General features: G+C 36.9%; 22 protein-coding genes. 6 read left to right on the top strand and 16 right to left on the bottom strand.

Annotated features, from left to right (window positions below; all coding sequences use genetic code 11):
• Positions 1–77: 77 nt before the first annotated feature.
• The 6 genes from CH364_RS10365 to CH364_RS10340 are packed head-to-tail and all read right to left on the bottom strand — an operon-like array spanning position 78 to position 7,007.
• Positions 78–1,217 carry a carbon-nitrogen hydrolase family protein gene (locus CH364_RS10365; protein WP_100743839.1) on the bottom strand — a complete coding sequence of 380 codons (1,140 nt, stop codon included), beginning with the start codon at positions 1,215–1,217 and terminating at the stop codon, positions 78–80.
• The gene (locus tag CH364_RS10360) at positions 1,210–1,632 is read right to left on the bottom strand and encodes an NUDIX domain-containing protein (RefSeq protein ID WP_100787863.1); all 423 of its coding nucleotides are present in this window, start codon (positions 1,630–1,632) and stop codon (positions 1,210–1,212) included. Before CH364_RS10360 ends, CH364_RS10365 begins: the two co-directional genes overlap by 8 nt.
• Positions 1,629–4,079, bottom strand: a complete 2,451-nt coding sequence (locus tag CH364_RS10355) for a hypothetical protein (RefSeq protein WP_100743837.1) — start codon at positions 4,077–4,079, stop codon at positions 1,629–1,631. Before CH364_RS10355 ends, CH364_RS10360 begins: the two co-directional genes overlap by 4 nt.
• Before the next feature lie 2 nt (positions 4,080–4,081).
• Positions 4,082–5,524: an MDR/zinc-dependent alcohol dehydrogenase-like family protein gene (locus tag CH364_RS10350; RefSeq protein ID WP_100743836.1), complete on the bottom strand. Its 1,443-nt coding sequence runs from the start codon at positions 5,522–5,524 to the stop codon at positions 4,082–4,084.
• Positions 5,524–6,186 carry a rhomboid family intramembrane serine protease gene (locus CH364_RS10345; protein WP_100743835.1) on the bottom strand — a complete coding sequence of 221 codons (663 nt, stop codon included), beginning with the start codon at positions 6,184–6,186 and terminating at the stop codon, positions 5,524–5,526. The genes CH364_RS10350 and CH364_RS10345 overlap by 1 nt, the downstream gene beginning before the upstream one ends.
• A gap of 2 nt (positions 6,187–6,188) precedes the next feature.
• Positions 6,189–7,007, bottom strand: a complete 819-nt coding sequence (locus CH364_RS10340) for an adhesin OmpL37 family surface protein (protein WP_165779506.1) — start codon at positions 7,005–7,007, stop codon at positions 6,189–6,191.
• Positions 7,008–7,106: 99 nt separating this feature from the next.
• Here CH364_RS10340 and CH364_RS10335 point away from each other — a divergent pair, with 99 nt between their 5' ends.
• Together CH364_RS10335 and CH364_RS10330 are read left to right on the top strand one after the other, a co-directional pair.
• The gene (locus tag CH364_RS10335; RefSeq protein ID WP_100743833.1) at positions 7,107–7,712 is read left to right on the top strand and encodes a hypothetical protein; all 606 of its coding nucleotides are present in this window, start codon (positions 7,107–7,109) and stop codon (positions 7,710–7,712) included.
• Positions 7,709–8,746 (top strand): zinc-binding dehydrogenase, encoded by a 1,038-nt coding sequence (locus CH364_RS10330; RefSeq protein ID WP_100743832.1) that lies wholly within the window; start codon positions 7,709–7,711, stop codon positions 8,744–8,746. Before CH364_RS10335 ends, CH364_RS10330 begins: the two co-directional genes overlap by 4 nt.
• An 85-nt stretch (positions 8,747–8,831) precedes the next feature.
• Here the strand turns inward: CH364_RS10330 and CH364_RS10325 are convergent, their stop codons facing one another.
• A complete protein-coding gene (locus CH364_RS10325) occupies positions 8,832–10,784 on the bottom strand; it encodes a PP2C family protein-serine/threonine phosphatase (protein ID WP_100743831.1) in 1,953 nt (650 codons plus the stop codon).
• Positions 10,785–10,820: 36 nt separating this feature from the next.
• Here CH364_RS10325 and CH364_RS10320 point away from each other — a divergent pair, with 36 nt between their 5' ends.
• Positions 10,821–11,117 (top strand): hypothetical protein, encoded by a 297-nt coding sequence (locus CH364_RS10320; protein WP_100743830.1) that lies wholly within the window; start codon positions 10,821–10,823, stop codon positions 11,115–11,117.
• An 18-nt stretch (positions 11,118–11,135) separates the two neighbouring features.
• Positions 11,136–12,077 carry an NAD(P)H-dependent flavin oxidoreductase gene (locus CH364_RS10315; protein WP_100743829.1) on the top strand — a complete coding sequence of 314 codons (942 nt, stop codon included), beginning with the start codon at positions 11,136–11,138 and terminating at the stop codon, positions 12,075–12,077.
• Positions 12,078–12,118: 41 nt separating this feature from the next.
• On the opposite strand, the gene CH364_RS10310 is transcribed toward CH364_RS10315, so the two are convergent.
• Genes CH364_RS10310 through thyX form a run of 4 tightly spaced genes read right to left on the bottom strand, consistent with a single transcriptional unit; the run spans position 12,119 to position 16,505 of the window.
• On the bottom strand, positions 12,119–13,411 hold the full coding sequence (locus CH364_RS10310) for a protein-disulfide reductase DsbD family protein (RefSeq protein WP_100743828.1): 1,293 nt from the start codon (positions 13,409–13,411) through the stop codon (positions 12,119–12,121).
• A gap of 10 nt (positions 13,412–13,421) precedes the next feature.
• Positions 13,422–14,819 (bottom strand): hypothetical protein, encoded by a 1,398-nt coding sequence (locus CH364_RS10305; RefSeq protein WP_100743827.1) that lies wholly within the window; start codon positions 14,817–14,819, stop codon positions 13,422–13,424.
• A complete protein-coding gene (locus CH364_RS10300) occupies positions 14,816–15,529 on the bottom strand; it encodes a FecR family protein (protein WP_100743826.1) in 714 nt (237 codons plus the stop codon). Before CH364_RS10300 ends, CH364_RS10305 begins: the two co-directional genes overlap by 4 nt.
• 52 nt (positions 15,530–15,581) lie before the next feature.
• On the bottom strand, positions 15,582–16,505 hold the full coding sequence (thyX, locus tag CH364_RS10295) for an FAD-dependent thymidylate synthase (RefSeq protein WP_100743825.1): 924 nt from the start codon (positions 16,503–16,505) through the stop codon (positions 15,582–15,584).
• A gap of 91 nt (positions 16,506–16,596) precedes the next feature.
• Between thyX and CH364_RS10290 the strand changes: the two genes are divergently transcribed.
• Entirely contained in the window at positions 16,597–18,474 is a 1,878-nt protein-coding gene (locus CH364_RS10290; protein ID WP_100743824.1) for an alpha/beta fold hydrolase, read from the top strand.
• Positions 18,475–18,487: 13 nt separating this feature from the next.
• Here CH364_RS10290 and CH364_RS10285 read toward each other — a convergent pair whose 3' ends face one another.
• Entirely contained in the window at positions 18,488–19,009 is a 522-nt protein-coding gene (locus CH364_RS10285) for an SRPBCC family protein (RefSeq protein ID WP_100743823.1), read from the bottom strand.
• Positions 19,010–19,060: 51 nt separating this feature from the next.
• On the opposite strand from CH364_RS10285, the gene CH364_RS10280 reads away from it, so the two are divergent.
• Positions 19,061–19,534 (top strand): nuclear transport factor 2 family protein, encoded by a 474-nt coding sequence (locus tag CH364_RS10280; protein ID WP_100743822.1) that lies wholly within the window; start codon positions 19,061–19,063, stop codon positions 19,532–19,534.
• Between the two features lie 85 nt (positions 19,535–19,619).
• Here the strand turns inward: CH364_RS10280 and CH364_RS10275 are convergent, their stop codons facing one another.
• From CH364_RS10275 to metG, 4 genes are read right to left on the bottom strand one after another with little or no spacing between them, the layout of a single operon-like run.
• The gene (locus CH364_RS10275; protein WP_100743821.1) at positions 19,620–19,976 is read right to left on the bottom strand and encodes a rhodanese-like domain-containing protein; all 357 of its coding nucleotides are present in this window, start codon (positions 19,974–19,976) and stop codon (positions 19,620–19,622) included.
• A gap of 2 nt (positions 19,977–19,978) precedes the next feature.
• Positions 19,979–20,581 (bottom strand): phosphoribosyl-AMP cyclohydrolase, encoded by a 603-nt coding sequence (locus tag CH364_RS10270; RefSeq protein WP_100743820.1) that lies wholly within the window; start codon positions 20,579–20,581, stop codon positions 19,979–19,981.
• Positions 20,581–21,876 carry an adenylate/guanylate cyclase domain-containing protein gene (locus CH364_RS10265; RefSeq protein ID WP_100743819.1) on the bottom strand — a complete coding sequence of 432 codons (1,296 nt, stop codon included), beginning with the start codon at positions 21,874–21,876 and terminating at the stop codon, positions 20,581–20,583. The genes CH364_RS10270 and CH364_RS10265 overlap by 1 nt, the downstream gene beginning before the upstream one ends.
• Positions 21,877–21,880: 4 nt before the next feature.
• Positions 21,881–23,926, bottom strand: coding sequence for a methionine--tRNA ligase (gene metG / locus CH364_RS10260; RefSeq protein WP_100743818.1), 2,046 nt, complete (start codon positions 23,924–23,926; stop codon positions 21,881–21,883).
• Positions 23,927–24,043 lie beyond the last annotated feature (117 nt).

Below are 24,043 nucleotides of genomic sequence, written 5' to 3'. Positions count from 1 at the left end.
AAGGAATCCCCTGTCAAATCGATTTTAGGCCCGAACCCAAAATTAGAAGTTTAAAATCTAGGTCCATCAACCAAAATTTAAAAATACAAATTTAAGATCGTAGGTGTTTCAACCGACTCCACCTGGTCCTCATTCGAAAAATCGCGAAGATTAAAAGTTTTTCCGTTCCAATTTTTGCCATATAACTGCCCACCAAGAAACACTTGTACAAGGTCTTGTGCTTTGGTAGACTTAATGTATTTTGCTAAACCTTCTTGTTTCCATATATTAGAATCTTCTAAATTTAGAGATTGCCATTTCATATCGGAATAAGATGCAGATGGTGAAATCAAACCATCAACTGGTCTACCAACCAAACGATTGTAAAGATTAACATCAAACACTTCTTGACCAATAAAAATTGCAACCTTCCAACCTGGCACAACCCAAACTCGATCTTGAGTTGCATCACCTGGTGAAAGAATTTTTAATTCCTCTTCCGTTAGTATAGTTTTTTTAACAAGGGGATCCATTAGTTTTCCATCAGCAGAAAAAGGAATGGCAACATTATAAAGTGGACCTTTGGAATCGAGAACAAGACTACCTTTTACTATCTTTGGATTTGGTAAAATAATAGTACCGGCCAAAATAGGAACATTATATTGTTTTGCTAATTCAGAAAAAGTACGAACATAAACTTCAGCCATTTTCTCAGCTTTTAAATAAAACAAATCTGAAATTGTGAAATTATCTCCTTTTGTTTTTAAAGCCGATTCAAAAGAGTCTGCATTTAAAAATCTAGATTTTTCATCTAAAAATAATAATCCAGTACCTGTATGTTCCGGAAGAATAACAATTGTTTTGCGATCAAAAATCCCCGACGATTTACCTTTTTTCAAAGTTTCTTCGATTCGTTCTCGCCACCATTCTTCTTTTACGAAGTCTTCCGGTTTCAGAACCAATTGTATTCCAACTAAATTCCCATACTTTCTATCGACGCCATTGGTCTGAAGATTTACTTCACTCCAAGAATGAAGAGGTTTCGAAATTTCTTCATCTACTTCTGGTTTCGTAAAATTAAAATCAAATTTAAAATCAAAACTTAACTCAGGTGTTGGGATATTGAATTTAGGTAATGCAGTTTGATCGTCTTTTAGAATCGATGCAGAAAAATAACCAATGCCAAATAAAGCCACGAAGGTGAGAATTTTGTATGGTGGAACATATAAATTATGCATATTTTTTTAAATAGAGTTGGACTGCATCCAACATATACTCCGAAAAAAGATTGGTTGGATTAAACTTTGTTATATCAACCCAGTCCATGTAGTCATGTTCATCAGATAACTGAATTTTTCCGTCCAATAATTTGGCAGAATAGGCAATGATGACGCAAGGGAAATTCCCTTCATTTACCCTATGTTTATGTATAAAAATCGGTTCTGGATTTACATCAATTTTAATTTGATCGCCAAGTTCTTCGTTAACTTCTCGATAAATACTATCTTTCCAATCTGAAAAAAATTCATCCTCGTTCATACGTCCACCAGGAAGATCTCCATGTCCAGATTTCCTATCTCTAAGGACTAACAATAGGTTTCCATCACGTAGAAACAACTTTTGAGTGATTTGAAAAAAGCCGTGGTTACTCATAAAAATCTTCCCCAAACATCAATTTGGTGATCAACTGCATATAAATTTGGTTCTGGAAGTTTCTTTGTCTTATAGAAATTCACCATACCTAACGATACACTTGCAAGTTGAGAAATGATTGGATCCATTGATTCAGTGGGAACACCAAAAAATAAAAAGTTTACCGGACTTCCATCACTAATTAGAAAAACTTCTTTTTCGATTTGTTTTTTATTGATTTTAAATATAATTTTTGACCCTAAATCCATTTGAGTTTGTGGATCCAAAATTCTTCCAAAGGAAATAGTAAGATCCTCACCATCTAACTTTGGGTTATCCGATAAATTTAATTCATTGATCCATTTAATAAAATCAGAAAACTCTACTGTTTTTGTGGACCCAGAAGCAATAAACAATTGTTTGTGTTTGCTTGTTAAAATCCAAGATTCCCAAGTTTTTGACGAAATAATGGATTCACCAGTAACACCGATGATTAAATCGATTTCTGCAAATTCCGAATTCGAAACATTTCCAAAATTGGATTTGCGGAATCTGGATTCAGAATCAAACTTTCTGTCTACCTCTAAAATATCCAAATTGGTTTCATGAAGAAATCCACCGATGAGGTATTGTTTTAAAAATCTTCCGATGTTTCCATTGGAGCCAAGTAAAAGTACCTTTCTTTTGGAAAGCACCTTCCCAATCCCATGTAAAGTATTATCTAGTGCATTCAGAATGGAACGGGCAACTTCCTTAGATTCTTCCTGTGTTTTTTCATTAGAAATTGCGATAGAAAAGGAAGGTAAAATCAAGTTCGTTTTCTCAGCCTTCACTTTCACTAAACGATCATAACCATTTCTTGTATGTTCAACTGTTCCGATGACAAAAGTTTTTAATACTTCAAAAAATGGTTTTACTCTAATCGATTGATCTTTGGATTCCACCCAAAATTCGTCAAGGACTTCGCCAAACGACAAACCATCTAACGCACGCTCGTTTAAAACTGGCGCTACATAACCACCATCTTCAATTAAAATTATCTTTTCATTTTTCTCAATTAAAGTTAATAATTTGTTTAGGAAAAGAAATACCGCCAACTGCCTCATGGCATCAAAAAAACCAAGTTTTGCATCTTCTAATTTATGTCGGAATGTTGAATGAATTTCAAAATCGCTATATAACGGGGACACACCATAATAGGGAGTATTGTTTTTTGTGAGTTTGAATTCTAAACCAGCCATAAAAAACATTTCCGTTGGAATATCTAATAAAATATCTAAATAAACCGGGGGAATGTTCCCACCATACTTTACAAAGGCGACATCCAAGGTGTTAACTTTTAATCTTCGAAATGTTTCAATGAGAGAAATAATTTCTGATGTAATGTGGTGAATTAAAAAAATATGAACTCCCTCGAAATTGAATGAATGTCCATTGGAATTTGCAATTTGTTCCAACATTGGCATTCGCTTCAAATAAAAAGATGAATCGAGCAAAGTTCGTTTTTGGTTTATACTAAAATTCAGTACACGATCTAAACGTGAAAGATCAACATAAACAGAAACTTTTCCAATTATGGCGCGAATGGTATTTCCTTCTTTTATTTTTTTGGATGCCGAAGAATCTTCCAACAAAAGGAAAAGTTTTTTGAGAATAGATAAAGAAAAACTTGGGTCAGAACTTAAAATTAAATTTCTGTATTGTTCTTCCCAGTAAAAATTAATATTCGTTAGTTTGCCAAGAGGTGTTTTTTCGATTTGAGAAAATACTTTGCTAAAGTGGCTATTTTCTTCCTCGTAAAATGTTTCCCCTTTTTGGGCCGCATTGATCATTCCATTACTGAGGGACTCACTAATTTTAGAAGCTCCGGCAATGTAAGTTCTTGTATGTGCATCACTTATAATCTGATGTTTGATATTTGATAAGTTTAAACATCCATCTTCTTGTGAATCAATTGTTATGCGAAGAAAAAAATCACCAATCCTATTTTGACTGGATACTCTCTCCATTAAAATGTAATAACCCGAAGGGTGAACAAATTCTGCCTCAAAAGGAAAAAGTAAAGCAACCGAAGAATTCCGATTTGGATCTTCGCCATAAAACTCGGGATGTATCTTTTTAGCCACGGATTGTTGTTGAAAGGAACCAAAAACAAAACGTAAATTTTCTTCAAATTGTTCTCGAAACAATACCCAATCTTTCAAAATTCCAGCTCTGGCAAATACTTGTACATGTTGGATATGCATATCCACTAATTCATGATTTATGTTTGGATTTATTTTATAAGTAAATGATAAATCACCTGGTAACGAATGTAATTGGTTACCAATCTCTTCTCCGATAGTCCTAGAAAGAATTGAAAGTCCAAAAAAAATCCTTAAGTGGGAAAGATCAATCTCCCAAAGTCCATCTTCTACGGGAACTAGAACTGGACCTAAGGAAGTATGTATCTGTTTATTTTCTGTCATAACTATTTAAAATCAACCACTACCTTCACACTTGAAGGATCTTTGGCAGTAGCATATGCCTCTTCCAATTGGTCTGAAGAAAAACGATGCGATATCAAATTGGTTTCCAAAGCATAGGTGATTTCCGGATTATCACGTAAAAGTGAAATTGCCATATGAAAATCTCCACAACGCGAACTATGAATTTCCTTTTGTTTGACAAAAAAATTGGCCACCAAACGAGCATCATCTGACCATTGATCCATACTTGTAGTATCAACGAGGATGGCCCCACGTGGACGAACCAAAGAATTTTCATGTTTAGGATTTGGTCGAATCGCTAAACTTAATTCTTCTGGATTAGATACCACTACTAAATCAAATCGAGGCAAATGATTTAAAAAAGTATCAGAATTTAAAATACTCTCAGCATCTGATGAACTACCTTCGAATACTTTAAATTGTTTTTCTAAATTCTCTTTAATGACTTTAGAAACTCCGTTAAAAACAAATACGTTTTGGTTTTTACGATTTTCCTTTTTCCAATGAAATGAAATATTCTCTTCTGAATACGGAAGAATTGAAAGTTCATCTACGACGAGTTCTGTTAAATGAGCAATTCCAGCCATCACTTGGCCATTCGTGGTTTTGAGGTGAACTTCCCGTTTAGCAATTTCTAAAGCAGATTCAAAGCCAGAAGTTGTGGAAGTTGTATCATAAACAATATCAAACTTATCTTTTATGGCACTAAGCTCTGTTTTACGAAGATCAATTACCTCATCGGCTCCCATCGCTTTGGATAAAGTAACCAAATGGTCGTGCCTTGTAATCGCCGTTATGCGAAAATTAGATTGATTTGTTTTTCGATAAGAGGCCAATGCTGCTAAAATTAGGCTACCTAAACGGCGAGGTCCAAGAACAGCTACGTGGTCTCCAGATTTAGGAGGAGAGGCTAGGATTGCTTGGAGGGCCGCTGCAAATGGTTCCATAAGAACGGCTGCTTTGGGAGAAACTCCTTCCAAGGAAATAGCAGCATGAATTGGTGCTAAAATATAAGGACCAAATCCTCCGGGGAGCCTGTCGATTCCGAGGACCCTCCTTTCAGGGGAATGGGTAGGAATACCTTCTTTACAAAAAAGGTCTAAGTCTTTATCTCCTCGGGCCTCATAAGTATCGTTGATTTCGACTACAAATTGTTTGCCTTGGTTATCACCAAGCCCTTCAGCTAGAACTTCATGTCCGATGATTTGTGGGAGAGGGAAAGGTAAAAAACGTCGGTCTATGTCTGTAGAACAAACACCACAGGAGATTGTTTTGAGTGGAATGTAACCAGGTCCTAAATGAAGATAAGGTTGGCCATTTCGTTTGATTTCCCAACCTTCTGTTTCATTGCCAAAATACTCGTATTCTGCTGATTCAAACGAGTCATCGGATTTGTAATCCTTCGCTCGAAATTTTAAGTTCATTACCTATTGTTGATAAAAAATAGAAGAATGATAGTCAATGTAAAAAAGGTAAAGTTGAGAAGAAAGCCCTGTCTTATTTCACGTCTTTCTTTGTCACCAAGTAAGTAACTCGAAACAAAGACCGAAAAAAAACCACCTAGATGGGCCCAATGTGCCACTTGGTCACGAGCAAATAAATTGGTTACATCAGAATACACCATCATCCAACCAAATAGGAAAACGGGAAAAGGAATGGATTTTTTTTTAGAAATAGGAAAACGAAAGGGTGATAAGAAAGTTGCAGCAGATGCCAGACCCGAAATGGCACCACTTGCCCCAACGATGGGAGTTCTATCTCCGAAAATCAAACCTCTTACAATTCCATCACCTAATACTGATAATATGCCAGCCATAAAATAAAATAACAACCACTTTTCCTTGCCAACCCTGTTCTCTACAACTCTCCCTAGTAACAACAGAAAAAAAAGATTTGATAGAAGATGGGCACCCGATCCGTGAAAGAAAGTGGATAAAATCCAATTGATCGGTTCTAATTCTCCTGGTGTTGCTATAAAATAAACAGGAATCAAATCAGGGAAAAAAATAGAAACAGTAGGATACAGTAAAAAAAGAAATAATGAAAATCCGGCAGTGAGGGGAAATTCCCAAATAAATGATCGCATAACTATTTAAATGTGGGCGGAACAGCTTCTTCTGGGTTTCTTACGTATGCAGGATCAAAGCCAGGAATTCCTGCTGCCAATTCGTGAAGATCAGGTTGTTTCCAAATCAATTCGTAATAATCCAAAGAACCATAGGAATCAAAATGACTATCATATAACAATCGCAAGTATTTTTCACGATCATTAAACATGATTCTGTTTACCTCATGAACCATATCTGCGAAAGTTCGGGTTTCTTTATCAAATTCATCAATTGAATCATGTAACAAACCTAGCATAACTATGTACTTTTCTGCTTGTTTGAGCGATTTTAATGAATAAGCCAACTCTTGTAGTTTCATTAAATATAAATAAGGCCGAATGTTCTTTCCTACTAGTAGTTTTTGTTTTGCTACAGCGATTTCACGATATCCCAACCGCAAATATAACTTAGTTTCTGTTTTTTCTTTTCCGTTTGCAAGTCTTGCTAGCCTACCTAATTCAACTTCCAATTCTTCAATTTCATCTTCTAAAACGAGAATATAAAGTTGGATGAGTAACCCTTGTGTCCTTCTGAGTTCAGAGTAGGAACGACCCAAATCCATTTGCAAATGAAGAATTTCTGATTCGATATGGTGTTGTACGCAACGTTTGAAGTATTTTTTTTGATCTTCGGTACCACGATTGCTAATTGTCGAATTTAGAATGCGCAGAAACTCGTAGTTGTCCTTAAGTCCGTAGCTAACACGAATTAACTGAGTCGCTTTGGAACTGGACTGATCCGGTGTCATCTCTCCAATTGCAGTCAGAAAGAGCATTACTATGACCGAAAAACGTTTCATCTATGCAAATAGTTTCGGTCGTACGCAGAAAACATTAGCATGATAAAAAAGAAAAGACATATACGTCTCATATTCTAGTATTATGTCGGAGAAGAACCTTTGCAAAAGTTAGGATCACTACCAACTTCCCCTCTGGAAGCCATCGACCTCCTTAAATCAGAAATGGACCAACCAGTCTGGGAATCACGTCTTTTGGATTTGATGAAACTGGCCGCAGATGGAGATAAAAACATCTGGACTTTGATTTACCAAATCATACGGGAAGCCGACTCGGGTCGACTGAGTTGGGGATACCATAAATCTTTACTCTCTGGTATGGTTTATCTTCTATCTTATGTAGGAGATTCCAAAAGTTACCGAGTACTACTGAATTATGTCAAATCACTCGACCGAGCCATTCCCATTGGAGCGATGGAACTGATTTCAGATTTGCTCCCGACTTTTGCTGAGTTAGATGTAAAAGAGTTATTTACCATTGCTTCCAACTCTGATGAATTAAAATCTGCCTTCGGTGTACTTGCTTTATGCAAACTCAATTTGGAAAACAGACTTTCCGATGATGAAAAGGAAAAACTAAAAGAATTTTTAGTTTCTTATAAAAATTATAAATATTACCTCACTGATACAATCGAATTAACGTTAGAACAATTAAATGAAACGGATGCAAGCGATATGTTGACGGAGTTAGATGGAATCTTTCAATGAAAGCTGCAGTACTCCCGCAAGGCTCAAGAACTCTTGAAATCCAAGAATTGGATCTACCTTCCCTTCTCCCTAACCAAGTAAAAATCAAAGTCAAAGCCTGCGGAATTTGTGGTTCAGACATCCACCTAGTCCTACATGGAAAAATGAAGGCAACCTATACGCCTTGTGTTCCTGGGCATGAAACATCTGGAGTTGTGGAAGATGTAGGAGAACAGGTCACCAAATTCAAAAAGGGGGATCGGGTTGTTGTCAGTGCCGGGACTTCTTGTGGAAAATGTAAGCACTGTTTGGTGGGAAGAGAAAACCTTTGTGAAGAAATTGGAGTACTTGGATTTAACCAACGTGGTGGTTTTGCTGAGTATTTACAAATTGAAGAACGTTACCTTCACAACTTGCCAGACGAAATACCATTTGCAGAGGGAGCTATTTTGGCTGATGCCGTCTCTACCCCTTACCATGCCGTCAAATACCAAGGGGAAATCAAACCAGGAGACACAGTAGCCATCATTGGATGTGGAGGACTAGGAATCCATGCCGTTGCCATTGCCAAAGCTTTGGGTGCTGGCCGTATTTTCGCAGTTGATATCGATAGCGGATCTTTAGAAAATGCAAAAGCCTATGGGGCCGACGAACTCATATTAGTTGAAAAAAACATCCAGGTGGGGAAGGTTTTAAAGGAAAAATCAGGCGGCATAGATTTGTTATGCGACTTTTCCGGATTTATGCCAAATATCGAAAATTCGGTTCGTGCGATGAATCGTGGCGGAAGGATTGTACTTGTAGGAATTGGCAGAAACAAATTAGAAATTCCTATGCCTTTTTTTCTAATTGAAAGGCAGATACGTATCACAGGTTCTTATGGGTCGGACAGACGGGCAATCCCCGAACTCATACAACTCTATAAAGATAAAAAATTAAATCTTACTAAGTCCATTAGTGGAGTTCATAAATTAGAAGAAACCAATGAATTTTTACATGCTCTAGAAGAAAAAAAAGGTAACCCTATTCGCTTTATCATCAATCCAGAATTATAATTTTTAGTAGGAAGCTAATTGGATTTTGGTTTCAAATGAAAGACATAATATTGTTGGTTTAAAGTTTTGAAACGAGAGAATCATTTTATTTAATTTCTAATAATAAAAAACTTAAATCGTCCATCTGGTATTTCCAACCTGAAGAAAACCGAAAGAGAGAGTCTTGCACAATTGTTGCGAGTTCCTGAAATTTTTGGTACCGATTGTCCCATAACAATGATTTGAGTCTCTCTTCACCGAAGCTGTCACCTGCCTCATTTAACAAATCAAAAATTCCATCTGTGTATAATAAAATCTTATCACCTGGATAGAGTTTCACCGTATCTTCTGCATAAGGGATTTGAGAGAACAAACCCAAAGGTTTTCCTTTTACATTTAAATGAATGACTTCTGATTCTGAATTTCGAATGAGAAAAAAACCGGGATGGCCCGCATTACTGAAAGTAGCCGAATAAGATTCCGTATCAATAAACACATAAGAGGCCGTTATAAAAAGATTTTTGGTTTTACCCACTAAATGTCTGTTCATTAGATGAAACACACGAGAAGGAAACTGTAAATAGGGTCCGGCACCTACAAAGGCCATCTTGGACATGGCAGCTACCATCGCCGATGAAATCCCATGTCCAGATACATCTGCCATAAGAATGGCCCAATTTCCCATACTATCTTTTGTATGATCAAAGTAATCACCACCCACCGATTCTAAGTTTTGCGAAAATCCAATGATTCGAATTTTATCATCTTCATTATATTTAGAAGATAATAAAGATTTTTGGAGCGCATGAGCCAAAGCTAAATCTTTATCAATTTGAATTAACCTCTGAAGTTCTTTGTTTTTTGTACGTAGTTCTGCATTCATACGGTTGATTGAATGTAGAAGTTGCCAATAATGTTTGAATACATAAAATCCAAAAAGCATCAACATCATAAAAAAACCATAATGGATTACTCTTTGTCGATAACCAAACCATTCAAGATCTACTAAAATGTCATGCAGACCAGCGAAAACAATGACCAATAAACCGGAAGTAATAGTCTGTAAGTTTTTATTCCCTTTGATTAATACATAAATTGAAGCAAAAATTGCAACAATCGCTTCTAATACAATCACCCAATTATAATCATCTTCGCTATTAAGAAATGAGATTCCGTTTTCATAATTTTTAATAATCGAAAGAAAAAAGGCAACTATATGAAGGAAAGCTAGTATCTTAAATAAATTTCTAAAGAAGGGAGGAAAGATTCCGATCAAAAAAAGCAAAAGTGCAAATGGAAAAAATGCAAAATTAATATATGTTAGGGGAGTCACAATATACGAAAACTGACTCAATGAAAATCCAACAAAACCATTTAGAGCTTCTAGAAGTGATGCTGAAAATAATAGAATCGAAAAATTCAGAAATATAATTTCTCTTTTTCGCAGAAAATAAAATCCAAGAAATATAATTGATAAAACAAGTAAAACAGGAGCAAAAAAAGTTTCAGAAAAATTTTCTAAAAACAAATCAACCAATGCCATCGAATGATCTTTGAAAAACACTTTTCGATCCATTCCAATATAACCACGATACCTAGATTGAAATTGAATGATGAGAGAACCGGAAGGGTTTTGGTTTAATGGAATTATGTAAGGAAAAAAATGATCTTGCAGTTTGGATTCAAAAACTAATTCGTATCCTTGGTAAAGTTTAAATTGTTCTAAAGCAATTTCAACATAAAGAACTGGACTTTTGAGTTGTCTTACAAACTGATCGCTAAATTTTACATAAAGGTACTGGTTCTTTAATGAATCAAATCCTAATTGATTTGGTTCCATTTTTTGCCAATCATCGTTTGGAATAGAAGAAGGGTCTTTTATTTCCTCTGTTGACCAATAGTAATACCGGTCTAAAAGATAAATCGACTGTTGGAATTGCCGGTCGGGAGTAACTTCCGATTGCAAATCCAAACATCCAAATAACTGGATCAAAATCCCGAAATAAAGAACAAACTTTAAGAAAGTATGAATCGATTTATATGATTTGACTTCTTTCAAAATTTAATTCCTATAGGATCAAGCAGGATACGTTCAATGAATCGCAATCGATTCCTATCATTTTTTTATCTACTCTCCTTTCTATTATTGTCTCTTTCCACTCTTGTGGCCCAAGAAGAGAAAACTGCCCAAGAACTATTCGTGGAAGACAAAATGGAATGTTATTCCATAGCAACAGAAATCGACGGACAAGATTATCAGAAATCCCTAAAATGTATCTCTAAGGATTCTATCTGTTTCATCATCCAAGGATTTGCTATGAGTTGTATTCCCCGTTCCGGAAGGTATTCCTCCGAACTACCGAATCTAATTCCAAAACCGACCCAACCATAATCGTATAACAGGAGAATTATGAAAATCAAAACAAAAATCAGTGAAATGCTAAAAATTGATCTGCCAATCATTGCAGCCCCAATGTTCCTTGTCTCCTATCCGGAGTTAGTGGTGGCAGTTTCGGAAGCTGGTGGGATTGGATGTTTCCCATCATTAAATTACCGAACACCAGAACAGTTACGTGAAGGAATCTTAGAAATCAGATCCAAAACTAAAAAACCTATTGGTGTCAATTTGATCCTACACAAAGAACATAATCCGAATTGGGCAAAACAATTCGAAGTAGTTATGGATTTAAAAGTAGAGTTAATCATTACAAGTTTAGGAACTCCAAGAACCATCGCCAAAGAAATCAAAGCCAATGGATCAACTTTGTTTTGCGATGTTACCACTCTCAAACATGCGAATATAGTCGCAAAATCAGGAGCAGACGCTCTCATCGCAGTTTCTCAAGGAGCCGGCGGGCATGCTGGTGCCATCACACCTTTTGCATTAATTCCTTACTTAAAAAAAGAAGTTGGTTTGCCAGTAATTGCGGCAGGTGCCATTTCTACTGGTTCACAAATGGCCGCAGCGTTGTCTTTAGGAGCTGACGCAGTTTATATCGGAACTCGATTTATTGCAACTCCAGAATCAAAAGCACAAAACGAATACAAACAAATGTTAATTGATTCAAGTCCTGATGAAATCATCTATACCGAAAAAATTTCAGGAATCCCTGCTAACTGGTTAGCAAAATCAGTAGAACGGTCTCCTGATGTTTTAGAAGACGGTCCTAAAAAAATTGCCGCTGGTCATGCCGGTGGAGAACAAGCAGCAGAACAAGAGTACAAACGTTGGAGAGATATTTGGTCTGCGGGCCAAGGTGTAGCACAAATCCATGAAGTGAAACCTGCTGGTGACATTGTTAAAGAAATAGCCAGTGAATACTTAGCCACTCTCAACAATCTTCCTCGCTAAACATTTATTATGCGAACTGACCAAGTCAAGGTCAGTTCGTTTTACCTCAGTTTCCGAATTGTCTCGATCATTCCTTTGGTATCTAAATAATCATTCGATTTATAAATCATCTTTCCTTCAGAATCTAATATTAAAAAGAAAGGCAATCCTATTTTTAATTCTGGATAATTGGGATTGTTTGCAAACTCTTCAAAAATAGGATCTGTATCGTATACTTTCCAAAGTATGGCCTTGTTTTTAAATGTTTGATTCCACTCTTTATGGGTGAGTGTAAGTTTTTGAAACTCTTTACAATTGGTACACCAATCTGCATAAAAATCGATAAATATCGGTTTTCCGGTTTCCTTTGCGATTCTGTAAACTTCCGAGTCTGCACGGTGCCATTCTAAATTTCCATGAAATTCTATTGGCTCTAAGTTTGTTCTTAAATGCGAAGATCCCGGTTCCAGTTTCCAAAGAGCGGATTGTAAAAGCAAAATAAGAATGATCAGCGAAGTAAAGGCACCCATTTGTAAAAGTGCTAATTTCATTTTTTCGTGGGGAAGACCTTCTTTCTTTTGTAAATAGAGAAATACCAAAGTCAAAGTCCAAGTGAAAAATACTTTTATTGAAAGTGCAGAATCAAATCCCCAAAGAACAAAGGCTTTTTCTAGATAAGTAAAAGAAAAATAAAGAATCATCAAAGCAAGTATCCATTGGACGGCTTTCATCCACTTTCCCGATTTTGGTAAGGCAAAACCAAATACACCGATCAGTAAAAAAGGAATCCCAAGTCCCAAACCAAATACAAACATCTTTAGAGAAGTAAAAAGAATGGGAAATAAACTTATCCCTTCTGTTTGGTAAGCTATGAGTTGGACAAGTATCGATACGACAACCGGACCCACACAAGGAGAGGAAAGAAGTCCTGCACCAAGTCCTAAAAAAAATGTATTCGCATAACTTACATTTGCTGAATTTCTTAAGTCACCTGCAAAAAAAGGAAAGTATAAAAACTCAGCAACACTAAGACCCAAAACAAATAACAAAATAGAAAGGAAAACTTGTGTTTCAGGATATCGTAAAAAGGAATTGAATGCACCCCCGCTCAGTCCGGCAACGAGTCCAAAAACAGCATACATGAATGCAAGACCCAGATAATAAACAAAAGGGTGTGACCATTTGTGTTTTGAAACTCGCGATTTTAAAATTCCTGCTGTAATAGGATACAATGGATAGACACAAGGCAAAAGGCCTGCCAATAGCCCACCTAGTGCTAAAAAGAAAAAACTATAAACGGAAAAGGAACCAGAAGACAATTGCGATTCTATAAAGGTTTGGATTTCAGATACCATACTCTCATTCTTAGAACGTGGCTGTGGCTTTCAAAACAATACTCCGATCCAATCTTCCGTACTCAGAGATAGGATGCGCTACCGGTTTTGAAAACTGTTCTATATATTCGACACGATTTGATGCCTCCCCGGTACTGTCTACATACCATTTATTTGGTTCTCCTTTAGAATCATACGAACGCACTTCCGTATATCCTAATGCTAACCGAGCCGAAGGGGTCATAAACCATTCTCCAAAGATTTGTCTTGTGATATAGTAAGACTGGTCAGAATAAAGAGGGTCAGTAGTCCCTGGTTTGAATCGTAACCAAGGTTCCCGCTCAACTGTTTCTGTGGCTCTTAATCCAGGGGAAGGTCCACCTGTCGCAATTTCACCACGCATGACAAGGCGAACAGTTCCATTGCCAATACCTGCCCAAAGGTAAGCCCCGCGTCCTGTGAATTCTGCCACTTTGGTTGCAGGTTGGTAAGGTGCTGACTTATCTACGATTTCCCCACCTAGTTGTTTTTTTACCATTCCTCCAAGCCCTAAATTGAGAGTGTCTTTCCATAGCAAATGGGATTCGACAGCAATCACTTGCTCTTGGTTCAGGGAAACACTTCCTTGCTTTCTTGTGGCCGGATTTCCATCACTTGCGAGACAACTGGTTTTTCCTTCGCGACATTCATCACTCGCATAACCAAAAGCATTTGATGCCCTACCTAAAACATGGAGGCCAGTTTTTAAATTTTCAGACCAGGTGGGTTCCCATCCTAGTTTTCCAATCACATCATATCCCGTATTATTTGTATTTTGTGTATTCCTATACCCTTCGCCATTGACGACAGCAGTTTGTACAGAAAAGGATTTCCATCGAAGGATATAATTGATTCCTAGATCTACAGGATCTTTAGCAAAACCCATAGACTCCAACGGTGATTTATCAAAATAACGCCAATCGTAATTTCCTGACCAAACAGAAAACATATGTGGAAGTTCAAACATTCCAAATTGAATTTGGTGTTTCGTATTTCCCAATTCAAATGTTTTAGCAAGATTTGCTCGCCTAACTAAAAATACATACGGGTTTGATTTATTTCCTGTTCCCGCCAAGGTATCATTTGTTAATGCATCGTTTCTAAGAATTTCTCCCCAAAATTCCGCTTTAATCCCGGTATCCTCCCATTCTTTAGAAATGGTAACCATAGTCCATGGAAGGGAAAACCCAGCTTTATCAGAAGGAGATAGATCCGTGTTACCCGAGGCATTGTCTCGAATGCGGTAGGAGAGAGTGGGTGTTAAGATGGCACCAAGTTTTAATCCATAATAGGCATCTGGTTCGTCTTTTTTAGTTGTGATTACTTCTTCACCAAAGATTGGATAGGTGAAGAAGTATAAAAATAAAATTACTCGGAAATAAAAATTCACTTTTTACCGTAAGTTTCGTCCGGAGTAAAAGATTTGTCCTCCCAACCCACTGGTTTGTGACAAGGAAGGCAGCGAGATAACATCGGCATCTCTTTTCGTTTTTCTCTAAACTGAATGGTAGCACCTTCCTTGGTAATTATATCCTTGTAATCATTTTTTTCTAATTCAGTTGCTCCTTCCTTTAAGGCACCACCTGACCCTTTAGAAAATTCCGTTCCGTTGATATTGACAAGACCTTCACAAACGCAAGTATATCCTTTCTTTTCTTTTTCTTCATAAAATACACCGAATGCTGTTCCGCGAACACCGGCAGTGGTAGTAGGTGTTGAAACTTCAAAATTCCCTTTTTTAAAATTACTGACACGAAACCAAGCTGCGCCCTTTTCTACATAGGCTTTTGCGACTTTATTTTCAGTATTCCATTCTTTTAGCGTAAAATCAGAGTTTGGTTGGATTCGAATTTCTGTTTCTTTGTAGAAAAAGTCCGCTTTGGATCCATTCCCTGTTTTGATTCGATCCCCTGGTTTCAGAACATCATTGACTTTGAGAGTTTTCCAAAGTTTGGAGGAGTCAGTGGAGGAAAGAAAACTCACCTTCCCACGAGTAAATGTCGCCACGGCAAATTCTTCCGCAGATAGGGAAACGCTGGTTAGCAGGATGGAAAAAAGGGTTAGAAGGATTCTGAGGCTCATAATCCTTCTAACAACCATATTGATAGAATTTATCAATCAATTTTATCAATAAATTTACATGAGCAAGGTCTTACCAAGGAATGGCAAAACCCATATCTTTCAATTTGTACTCCAATTCCTCACGTTCACGACTTTTTTTAGCGGTGGAACCTTGTTCATCTAACAATCCTAGTTCGATTGCCTTTTGTTTGGCCCCTTCTTTACCGGAGGTATTGAGTGCTTGGATGATTTGTGTATCGTATTTTGTAAGATTTAATGCACTCAATCGATAATCAACAAAGGCTTCCCAAGCATTTGGAACCCATTTTTGAACAATTTGTTCGCCAATGGTTTTTGCAAATAATCGGATTTCCAACTGAGCATGGTCATCCATACGAAGAGCTAAAAAATGTAACAAATTATGTAAGTCTATTTTCCAATAAGCTTCTGTATAAGTAGCAAGAGGAAGATCTTTTCTTGCTTGTTCGCGAGCCACACCCATTTCTAATCTTTCATTATAAATATCAGTAGCAAACTTTTGGAATTCAGTTTCTCTTTTTGTTAGGTGGTCACCCTTGGATGATTCTAAATATCCATCACTTCCTTGTTTGTTTCCTACCGATTGTACTCGCCATTCTCCAGGAAGAGTCGTTTGTGCCGAGTCGATGGCTACGGAGTAACGCGTAGAGTATTCATTGACATTTGCCATACGGTGGCGAATCCATTGGCGCCAAGTGTCCATAGGAACGCGGACATGTAGCTTTAGTTCGCACATTTCGAAGGGAGTGCTATGTCTGTGGCGCATCAAATAACGAATGAGTCCGCGGTCTTCATTTACCTTTTTTGTTCCTTTTCCGTACGAAACGCGTGCAGCCTGAACGATGGATTCATCAGAACCCATGTAATCAACGAGCCTGACAAACCCATCGTCCAGAATTGGGAATGGTTTTCCGAGAATTGAGTCTAATTCGGGAACGGATACTCTTGAAATGGATTCGAAATCAGATTGTTGCATATTAGCTTTATTTTTTAGTTCACAGGCATATGAAAAGTCGAAAATAGAGTTATAGCGTACCGTATCGCCACATAAATAGAAAGGATGCTAAATGGCACTTGAAGAAAATTCGTTGGAAGATCGTTTGATCAAAATTTCTACCAGAGACAGCAATAAAAGCCTCATGGTAAACCCGGACAAAATCTTTATTTTTCCGGTTCCAAAAACTACGTTTCAATTTTTGGAAAATATTTGGCAATCCTTCGCTAATAAAATGGTTTCCCTTGTTGACTTCAACGACGATCCCATTTTTAACTTTTCCATTTTTGAAGTCATTGACCAAGATGAAATGAAAATTGTGGCCACTGCCACCCACTTTAAACTCAAGGAAATTGCAGAACGTAGAAGAATTCCAGGCATTGAAGAATATATCAAAAAATCGCGCCCCATCCATTTGGCTGATCCGCGTAACGAGTCTGCCGGTTTTATTCGAAAGTCTATCATTGATTTTAACAAAGGACTGAGACCAGAAGTCACTTTTATCAACCTCAAAGAAGAAGAAATCCATCCTGAGAAAAAAGTGTTACTTTCTGAAACGATGAACCATGCGATTGGGATTCCTCTCTTTGTAAATGAAAACCCAATTGGTATCCTTTGGGGAATCACGAAAGATCCAATCCCTGAGGAAAAAATTCGTCCACTCACTCTCCAACTTTATTCCTTGTTTGATGTGATCGAGTTTGTTGTCGCAAAAGAAATGGAATCGGGAAATGACCATTACATTGCTCAAAAAAATATCGAAAAAGCAGATACAGTTTCCAATTCAAGGAATTTGTTTTACACAACCACAAAAGACCAAAAAGAACCAGTCACTTCTATTATCTTTAAATCTCATCAGTATAATATTGAATACAGAATGGATGCATCCTTCATTATTCCGACGACTGATGGTTATGCGGTATCTTTAAAAAGTTTTACACCTGAAAAATTAAACAATACAGGAAAAAATATTTTATTGATTCCTGGATTTTTTTGCAGACGTTCCGTTATGGATAAACTTGCCAAAGAACTCGCTCTAAAATATGGTTATCGTGTTTTCCTGATGGATATGAGGGGAAGGTCCAGACAAACCATGCCAAAACATGGAAAAAAAGAAGGATGGACAGTTGATAATTACATCCAAGATGATTTTCCGGAAATTTTGCGTTGGATCCGTTGGCATTATCCAAGTGAAAGAACAGTAGTTCTTGGTCACAGTATGGGAGGAATGATCCCTCGTTTTTATGTATCTTCTTATGAAAAAATCAAAGAACTAAAAGAAGAGTTTAATTTACCAAAACCTGAAGAATACATTGCAGGAATTGTTTCGATCACTTCACCAAACTATATTAGTTTAAAATCCAACTTCATCGGACTTGATACTTTGAAACGTGGGTTTAGTATGCTTCCGCATAAAATGATTTCCGATATGATTTTGAGTATGGCAAGTTTTTCTATGCAAGCCACGATCCAAACCATTGACTTAAAAAAATTCTTTAAACTAATTTTGAACTTACATTCGAGTTTACGAAGTTTTAGTTATAATATTGGAACCAAAGTTTTGACAATCAAAGACTTTGTGGGTTATAAAGAAATCACACCTCCGGAATGGTATTTTCTCATGGAAGATGTGTTTTGCGAAGAGTCTGTCTCCGTAATTATGCAGTTTTTCCAAAGCCAAATTTCTAACGAAAGGAGCTTCTGGTCAAACGATGGTCGTATCAATTATACGGAAAACTTTTTAAACAACTTCAATATGCCAATTTATAGTGTAGTTGGTACAGTTGATAAAATTGTTCCCGAAGAAAGTTTAACCGAATTAAAAGATCTGAAATCAGAAAACAAGGTGATCACTTATTATGAACAAGGCCACCTTGGGATCATCTTTCATGGAGAGACAGTGCGAAAAATTTGTAAAGGGATCGATGAATGGATCCAAGGATTAAAATAATCTCTCTTTTCCCCTAACGTCCGCTAAACCGGTTGTGGATGAGTTCCATCTCTTTTTGAAGAGTAGCGTCCCGACCGGCCAGAAAATATGCCCCTCTTACAGGAATACTTGTGATTTCTGAATCTTCCGTAATTGTAACCACTGTTCCAGGAATTTTTCTTTCCAGTGAATACGTCCAAGACCCACGCATTTTAAAACTCGCATCCGTTAGTTCAATTTTCCAAAGTTTATCGGGAATGGATTCACGAAGTTCAAAAATCATATAACCGCCCATTTCTGGTGTTTCTTCCCATTTTGAAATCGTACCATCTGGCTTAGTTTCTAAAATTTTAATCGCTACCACATCTTTTCTGCGATTGGGTAGGTCACGAACATCCGTAATGTATGCCCAAATATCTTCTGGTTCAGCCTTTAACCATTCACTTGTTTCTGAATGGTATTTTGGATTTTGAAAATAACCGACAGCTAAAAAAAGAACAACAAGTCCGATGAGTAAAAAACTGGTTCCAAAAGCAAAGAGAACAATTCGTTTCATAACTTTTTTTCTTGCTAAGTCTTGGATTGATCAATCATAATCTTTTCCACAATGAATGCAAATGAAGAGTTAATTCAAAAGTTTTACACGGCCTTCCAAAACAAAGATGGCCAAACAATGGTTTCCCTTTACCATCCCGAAATTGAATTCAAAGATCCTGCCTTTGGTCATTTGAAAGGAAAAGAAGCTGTAGCTATGTGGCTTATGTTAATCGAAAAAAGCCAAAACCTAACCATTCGATTTTCGAATATCAAAGCAGATGACTCTCAAGGTTCTGCAGATTGGGAAGCAGATTATAGTTTTAGTAAAACTGGAAGATTGGTTCAGAACAAAATCCATGCTAACTTTACCTTTAAAGATGGAAAGATCTTCACTCACAAAGATCATTTTTCCATGTGGAAGTGGCTTGGAATGGCAATGGGTCCTGTCGGTTATTTTCTCGGTTGGTGGCCGGCACTCGGTAACAAAGTCCGAAAAGAAGCTGTGACAGGTTTACAATTATATATGAAACGAAAACGTATGTAGTTTGTTTCTTCAAATAGGGAATCCAATTTGGTTTCTAAATAAAACCAAATTGCCTTTTCTATTCAATGACCATTGGTATTGCCAGTTAAGGATTTGGCATATTGGAAAGTCCACCGGCGTTTGTTACATCCGAATAACCAATGGATTCCAAAAACGATTTTGCACTTCCGCTGCGACCACCAGAAGCACAATAAACTATGATCGATTTATTTTTATCGCCAAACTCATCCAAACGTTTGGATACTTGGTCTACGGGAATATTAATCGCACCAGGGAAATGGCCAGATTGGTATTCCGCAACGGTTCTTACATCTACAACCAAAGCACCAGCGTCGATTTTTTCCTTAACGAGTGAAGGATTTCCACCTAACGAAGTTTTTAATTTATAAACTATAAAGATTACGCATACAACAACTAAGACGATTAAGACAATTCGATTCAAATCTACGCTCCCACTTTACTTGTATAGACGAATGAAACAGAATCATTCGCACCTAACTCTCGGAAAAAACAAGAATAATATCCCGTGTGGCATGCTGCCCCGATTTGGTTTGTTATGTATTGCACAAAAAAAGGATTAGTATGTACATAAATTGCATTTAGGTTTTGAAGATGACCCGACTCTTCTCCTTTCACCCACTTTCCCTTTCTAGAACGACTATAGTAAGTACCAAGTCCGGATTCTACTGCCGACAAAAGACTTTCCTTTTTCCCCCAAGCCAACATCAAATCTTTTCCCGAGAGGTCTTGTGCAAGAAACGGAGAAAGCGGCGGAATGGTTTTTTGAAATAATTTCCATTCTTCTTCCGAAAATTTCAAAGATCCAGATTCCCATAACAGACGTTTATTGAAATTTGATAAACTTGGATTGATCTCCAATAAGGCATCTTCATCACAATCAATAAACAATTGTTTTTTAGTAAAATCAAAATGATTCACAAAATCTTGTGCGAGATCGGAAGTCATCACTTTCAAACTTACCTCATTTGAGTTTAAAGAAGATTTCGAAATGATGGTGATCTCTTTTTCTTTTGGAAGTTGGATCATCAATTTGTCTCCAGAGATAAAATTTCCGTTGTTTTAGTTTTTCCACGAAGAGACAATATGCCCATCGATTTGATTTTTAAATTTTGTCGAAACTCTAGTGAAATATGGTCGTACAATTCTTTTGAAATAAGAAAATTTCGTTTTAATTCTTTTCCTAAAGATTCCAGTCTACTGGCAGCATTGACTGTATCGCCAATGACAGTATATTCCAAACGTTTTTCCACACCTACGTTTCCGACGATGACTGGACCATAGTGAATCCCGATCCGAATGGATATAGGTTTTTCGCCGTTTGATTCTCTTTTTTCGTTCCAAAGAGATAAGGCCTGTAACATGGCAACACCTGCTTTGATTGCATTGGTGGCATCGTCTCTGCTAGGTATGGGTGTTCCGAAAGTTACCATCATTCCATCTCCAATAAATTTATCGAGAGTTCCATTGTGACCAAAAACGATATCCAACATAAAACTATGGTATTCCGAGAGTAAGGACATTGTTTTTTCAGGTCCGAGGGTTTCTGAAATTTGAGTGAAATTAGCAATGTCACAAAATAAAACGGCGACTGTTGATTCTTTCCCGCCCGGTTTAAAAAAATCATCATCTGCTTGCCCCATTTGGTTAGCTACATTCGGCGAAAAATACCTGGAAAGTTGAGACATTTTAATTTCATTTGTGACGGCAGTAAGAACTGTTCGCCTAACACGATATGTAAGGTATGCCAAAAAAAATCCAAGAACACCGATGATGCCCATAGACATGATGTAATTATTTACATGGGCCGCTGGACCAAGAAAGGCTTCTTTAAAACTTTCGGTACTGACAAACCTTGGATCCTGTTGTGCGTACACTAGAATTCCCGCTTGGCTTATAACAACTCCCAAAGCATAAATCATTGGATAAATTGGTTGGATGCTAAAGGCATTCATCACTAACGTTGCTGCTATGATAAAATGTAAATATGTTTTGATTAAATAGGTTCTTGGTACCTGTGACTCACCACCAACTGCATTGTACCAAATGAAAGGTAGGATAGTAATGATAAACAAATCGATCAATACACAAAACAATCCAATAAAAGAAATATACTTCCCTCGTTTCAAAAACTTGGACAAAATATAAAGAATAAGATTTAAAGCTAAAGAAATTGATGCAATCGTTAATAATTCAAATAAAGTCTGGGCAACAAAGAAAGTTCCAATAGTTAGGAGAGAAAATATGATAATTTTACCATAGAGACTAAATTTAATCCCTTCGATTTCCTTCTCTCTTAAGATTTGTTCTGACTTTGTTGCCATTGTATTATTTTAAAAGGTCTCCTGGAGCTGCATCACGATCCGGAACAAATAACGATAAAGTTTTTTCTTTTCCTGATGCCAGTAACATAGCTTCTGATAACCCAAATTTCATTTGTCTTGGTTTTAAATTAGCAACCACAACAACTTTTTTTCCTACTAGCTCTTCTGCTGTATAACTCGCTTTGATACCTGCAAAAACGTTTTTGATTCCTTTTTCTCCGAGATTTACCTTTACGAACAAAAGTTTGTCGGCGCCTTCCACAGGGTTTGCTTCTATAATTTGTCCCACACGAAGTTCAACTTTAGAAAGTTCGTCTATGGTAATGAATCCATCTTCCGAAACAGTTGTTGCACCCGCTGGAGTGGCAGCTGTTTTACCAGGTTCAGATTTTGATTTCTCTGGATTTGCTTTGAGAAATGCCTCTTTTGTTTCCTCAATCATAAGTGAAATATTTTTTTCCTCTACACGTTTTGATAACATTTGGTATGGCCCAAGGACTTGATTTTCCAGTGTTCCTTTCAAATTTAAAAAACTTAAATTTTCCACTTGGAAAAGCTGAGCCACCGAATTTACAATTTTAGGAGTGACTGGTGCTAAATAAGTAAATAGTATCTTTGCACAATTGAGAGAAGTAGTCACGACCTCTCTTGCTTTTTCCACATCCGTTTTGATTAAATTCCATGGAGCATAATCGTTTACGTATTTATTAACTTTATCACCAAGGCCTGTGATTTCTCTCATCACCTTTGAGTAGTTACGCGACTCATATGCCTCACAAATTTCACCTTCTTTGGATAAAAGTTCCGAAACTAATGATTTTCCTTCTGCAGAAAGACTACCTAGTTTACGATCCATTTTATCTAAGATAGACGTAGACACACGAGAGACTAGATTCACAAGATTTCCAATAAGATCGGAATTGACTCTAGATACAAAATCATCGAAAGAAATATCTACGTCTTCCATTCCAGATCCCAAACGGCAAGCGAGATAAAATCGGAAATGTTCTGCATCTAAATACTTTGCGAAAGTAGAAGCATTGATAAACGTCCCTCTGGATTTGGACATCTTCTCACCATTGACAGTTAAAAATCCATGAACATTGAGTTGGGATGGTGTTTGGTAATCGGATCCCATGAGCATCGCTGGCCAAAAAAGTCCGTGAAAATATAAAATGTCTTTTCCAATAAAATGAACAATTTCTCCTTTGCCTTCTTTCCAAATTTCATTGAACTTCTTTTCATCTTTTAAAAAGTTCATTGCGGATGCCATATACCCGATCGGTGCATCCAACCAAACATAAAAGTATTTATTCTCTTCTTCAGGAATCGCAAAACCAAAGTATGGGCCATCACGACTGATATCCCATTCTTGTAATCCAGAGGTAAACCATTCCTTCAATTTTTTCTGTGCACCTTCATTCAATCGGCTTTCACCTTCGATCCATGTTTGAAGTTGGGATTGAAAGTCTTGGAGTTTAAAAAATAAATGTTTGGATTCTTTGAGTACGGGTGTTGTTCCACAAATTGAACAATAAGAATCTTTTAAATCTTTTGGAGAATAACTAGTCCCGCATACTTCACAAGAATCACCATATTGGTCTTTGGATCCACACTTGGGGCAAGTTCCCTTAATGAATCTATCAGGAAGGAACATTTTGTCATGTTCGCAATACGACTGTTCAATGTTACGAGCAACAATATGTCCTTTTTTCTTTAAGGTGAGATAAATTGATTCTGAGAATTTTTTGTTTTCTTCAGAATTAGTCGTATAATAGTTATCATACGAAACACCAAAAGAAGTTAGGTCTTTATAATGTTCCTTCTGTACTTCTTCGATCATGGTTTCGGGAGTTTTACCTGCTTTTTTTGCGGCAATCATAATGGGAGTTCCGTGCGTGTCATCCGCACAGAAAAAATAACAATTGTTCCCAACTAACTTTTGGAAACGTACCCAGATATCTGTTTGGACCGCTTCTAACACATGTCCTAAATGGATGGAACCATTCGCATAGGGAAGCGCACTTGTAACGAGTATATTTTTCGACATAGATTAATTCCAGTTTCCTGATTCGAAGTTCCAATTCAGCCCATTTTTGGGAAAAATCAAGAAAAGAGTAAAAAAATGAAGTTGAAGGGAGAATCCGAAGCAATAAAATTCCTGATT

The sequence above is a fragment of the Leptospira harrisiae genome (assembly GCF_002811945.1).
GTDB lineage: Bacteria > Spirochaetota > Leptospiria > Leptospirales > Leptospiraceae > Leptospira_A > Leptospira_A harrisiae.
The sequence above is the reverse complement of the archived record's forward strand: the minus strand, read 5'-3'. Positions and strand labels throughout refer to the sequence as shown.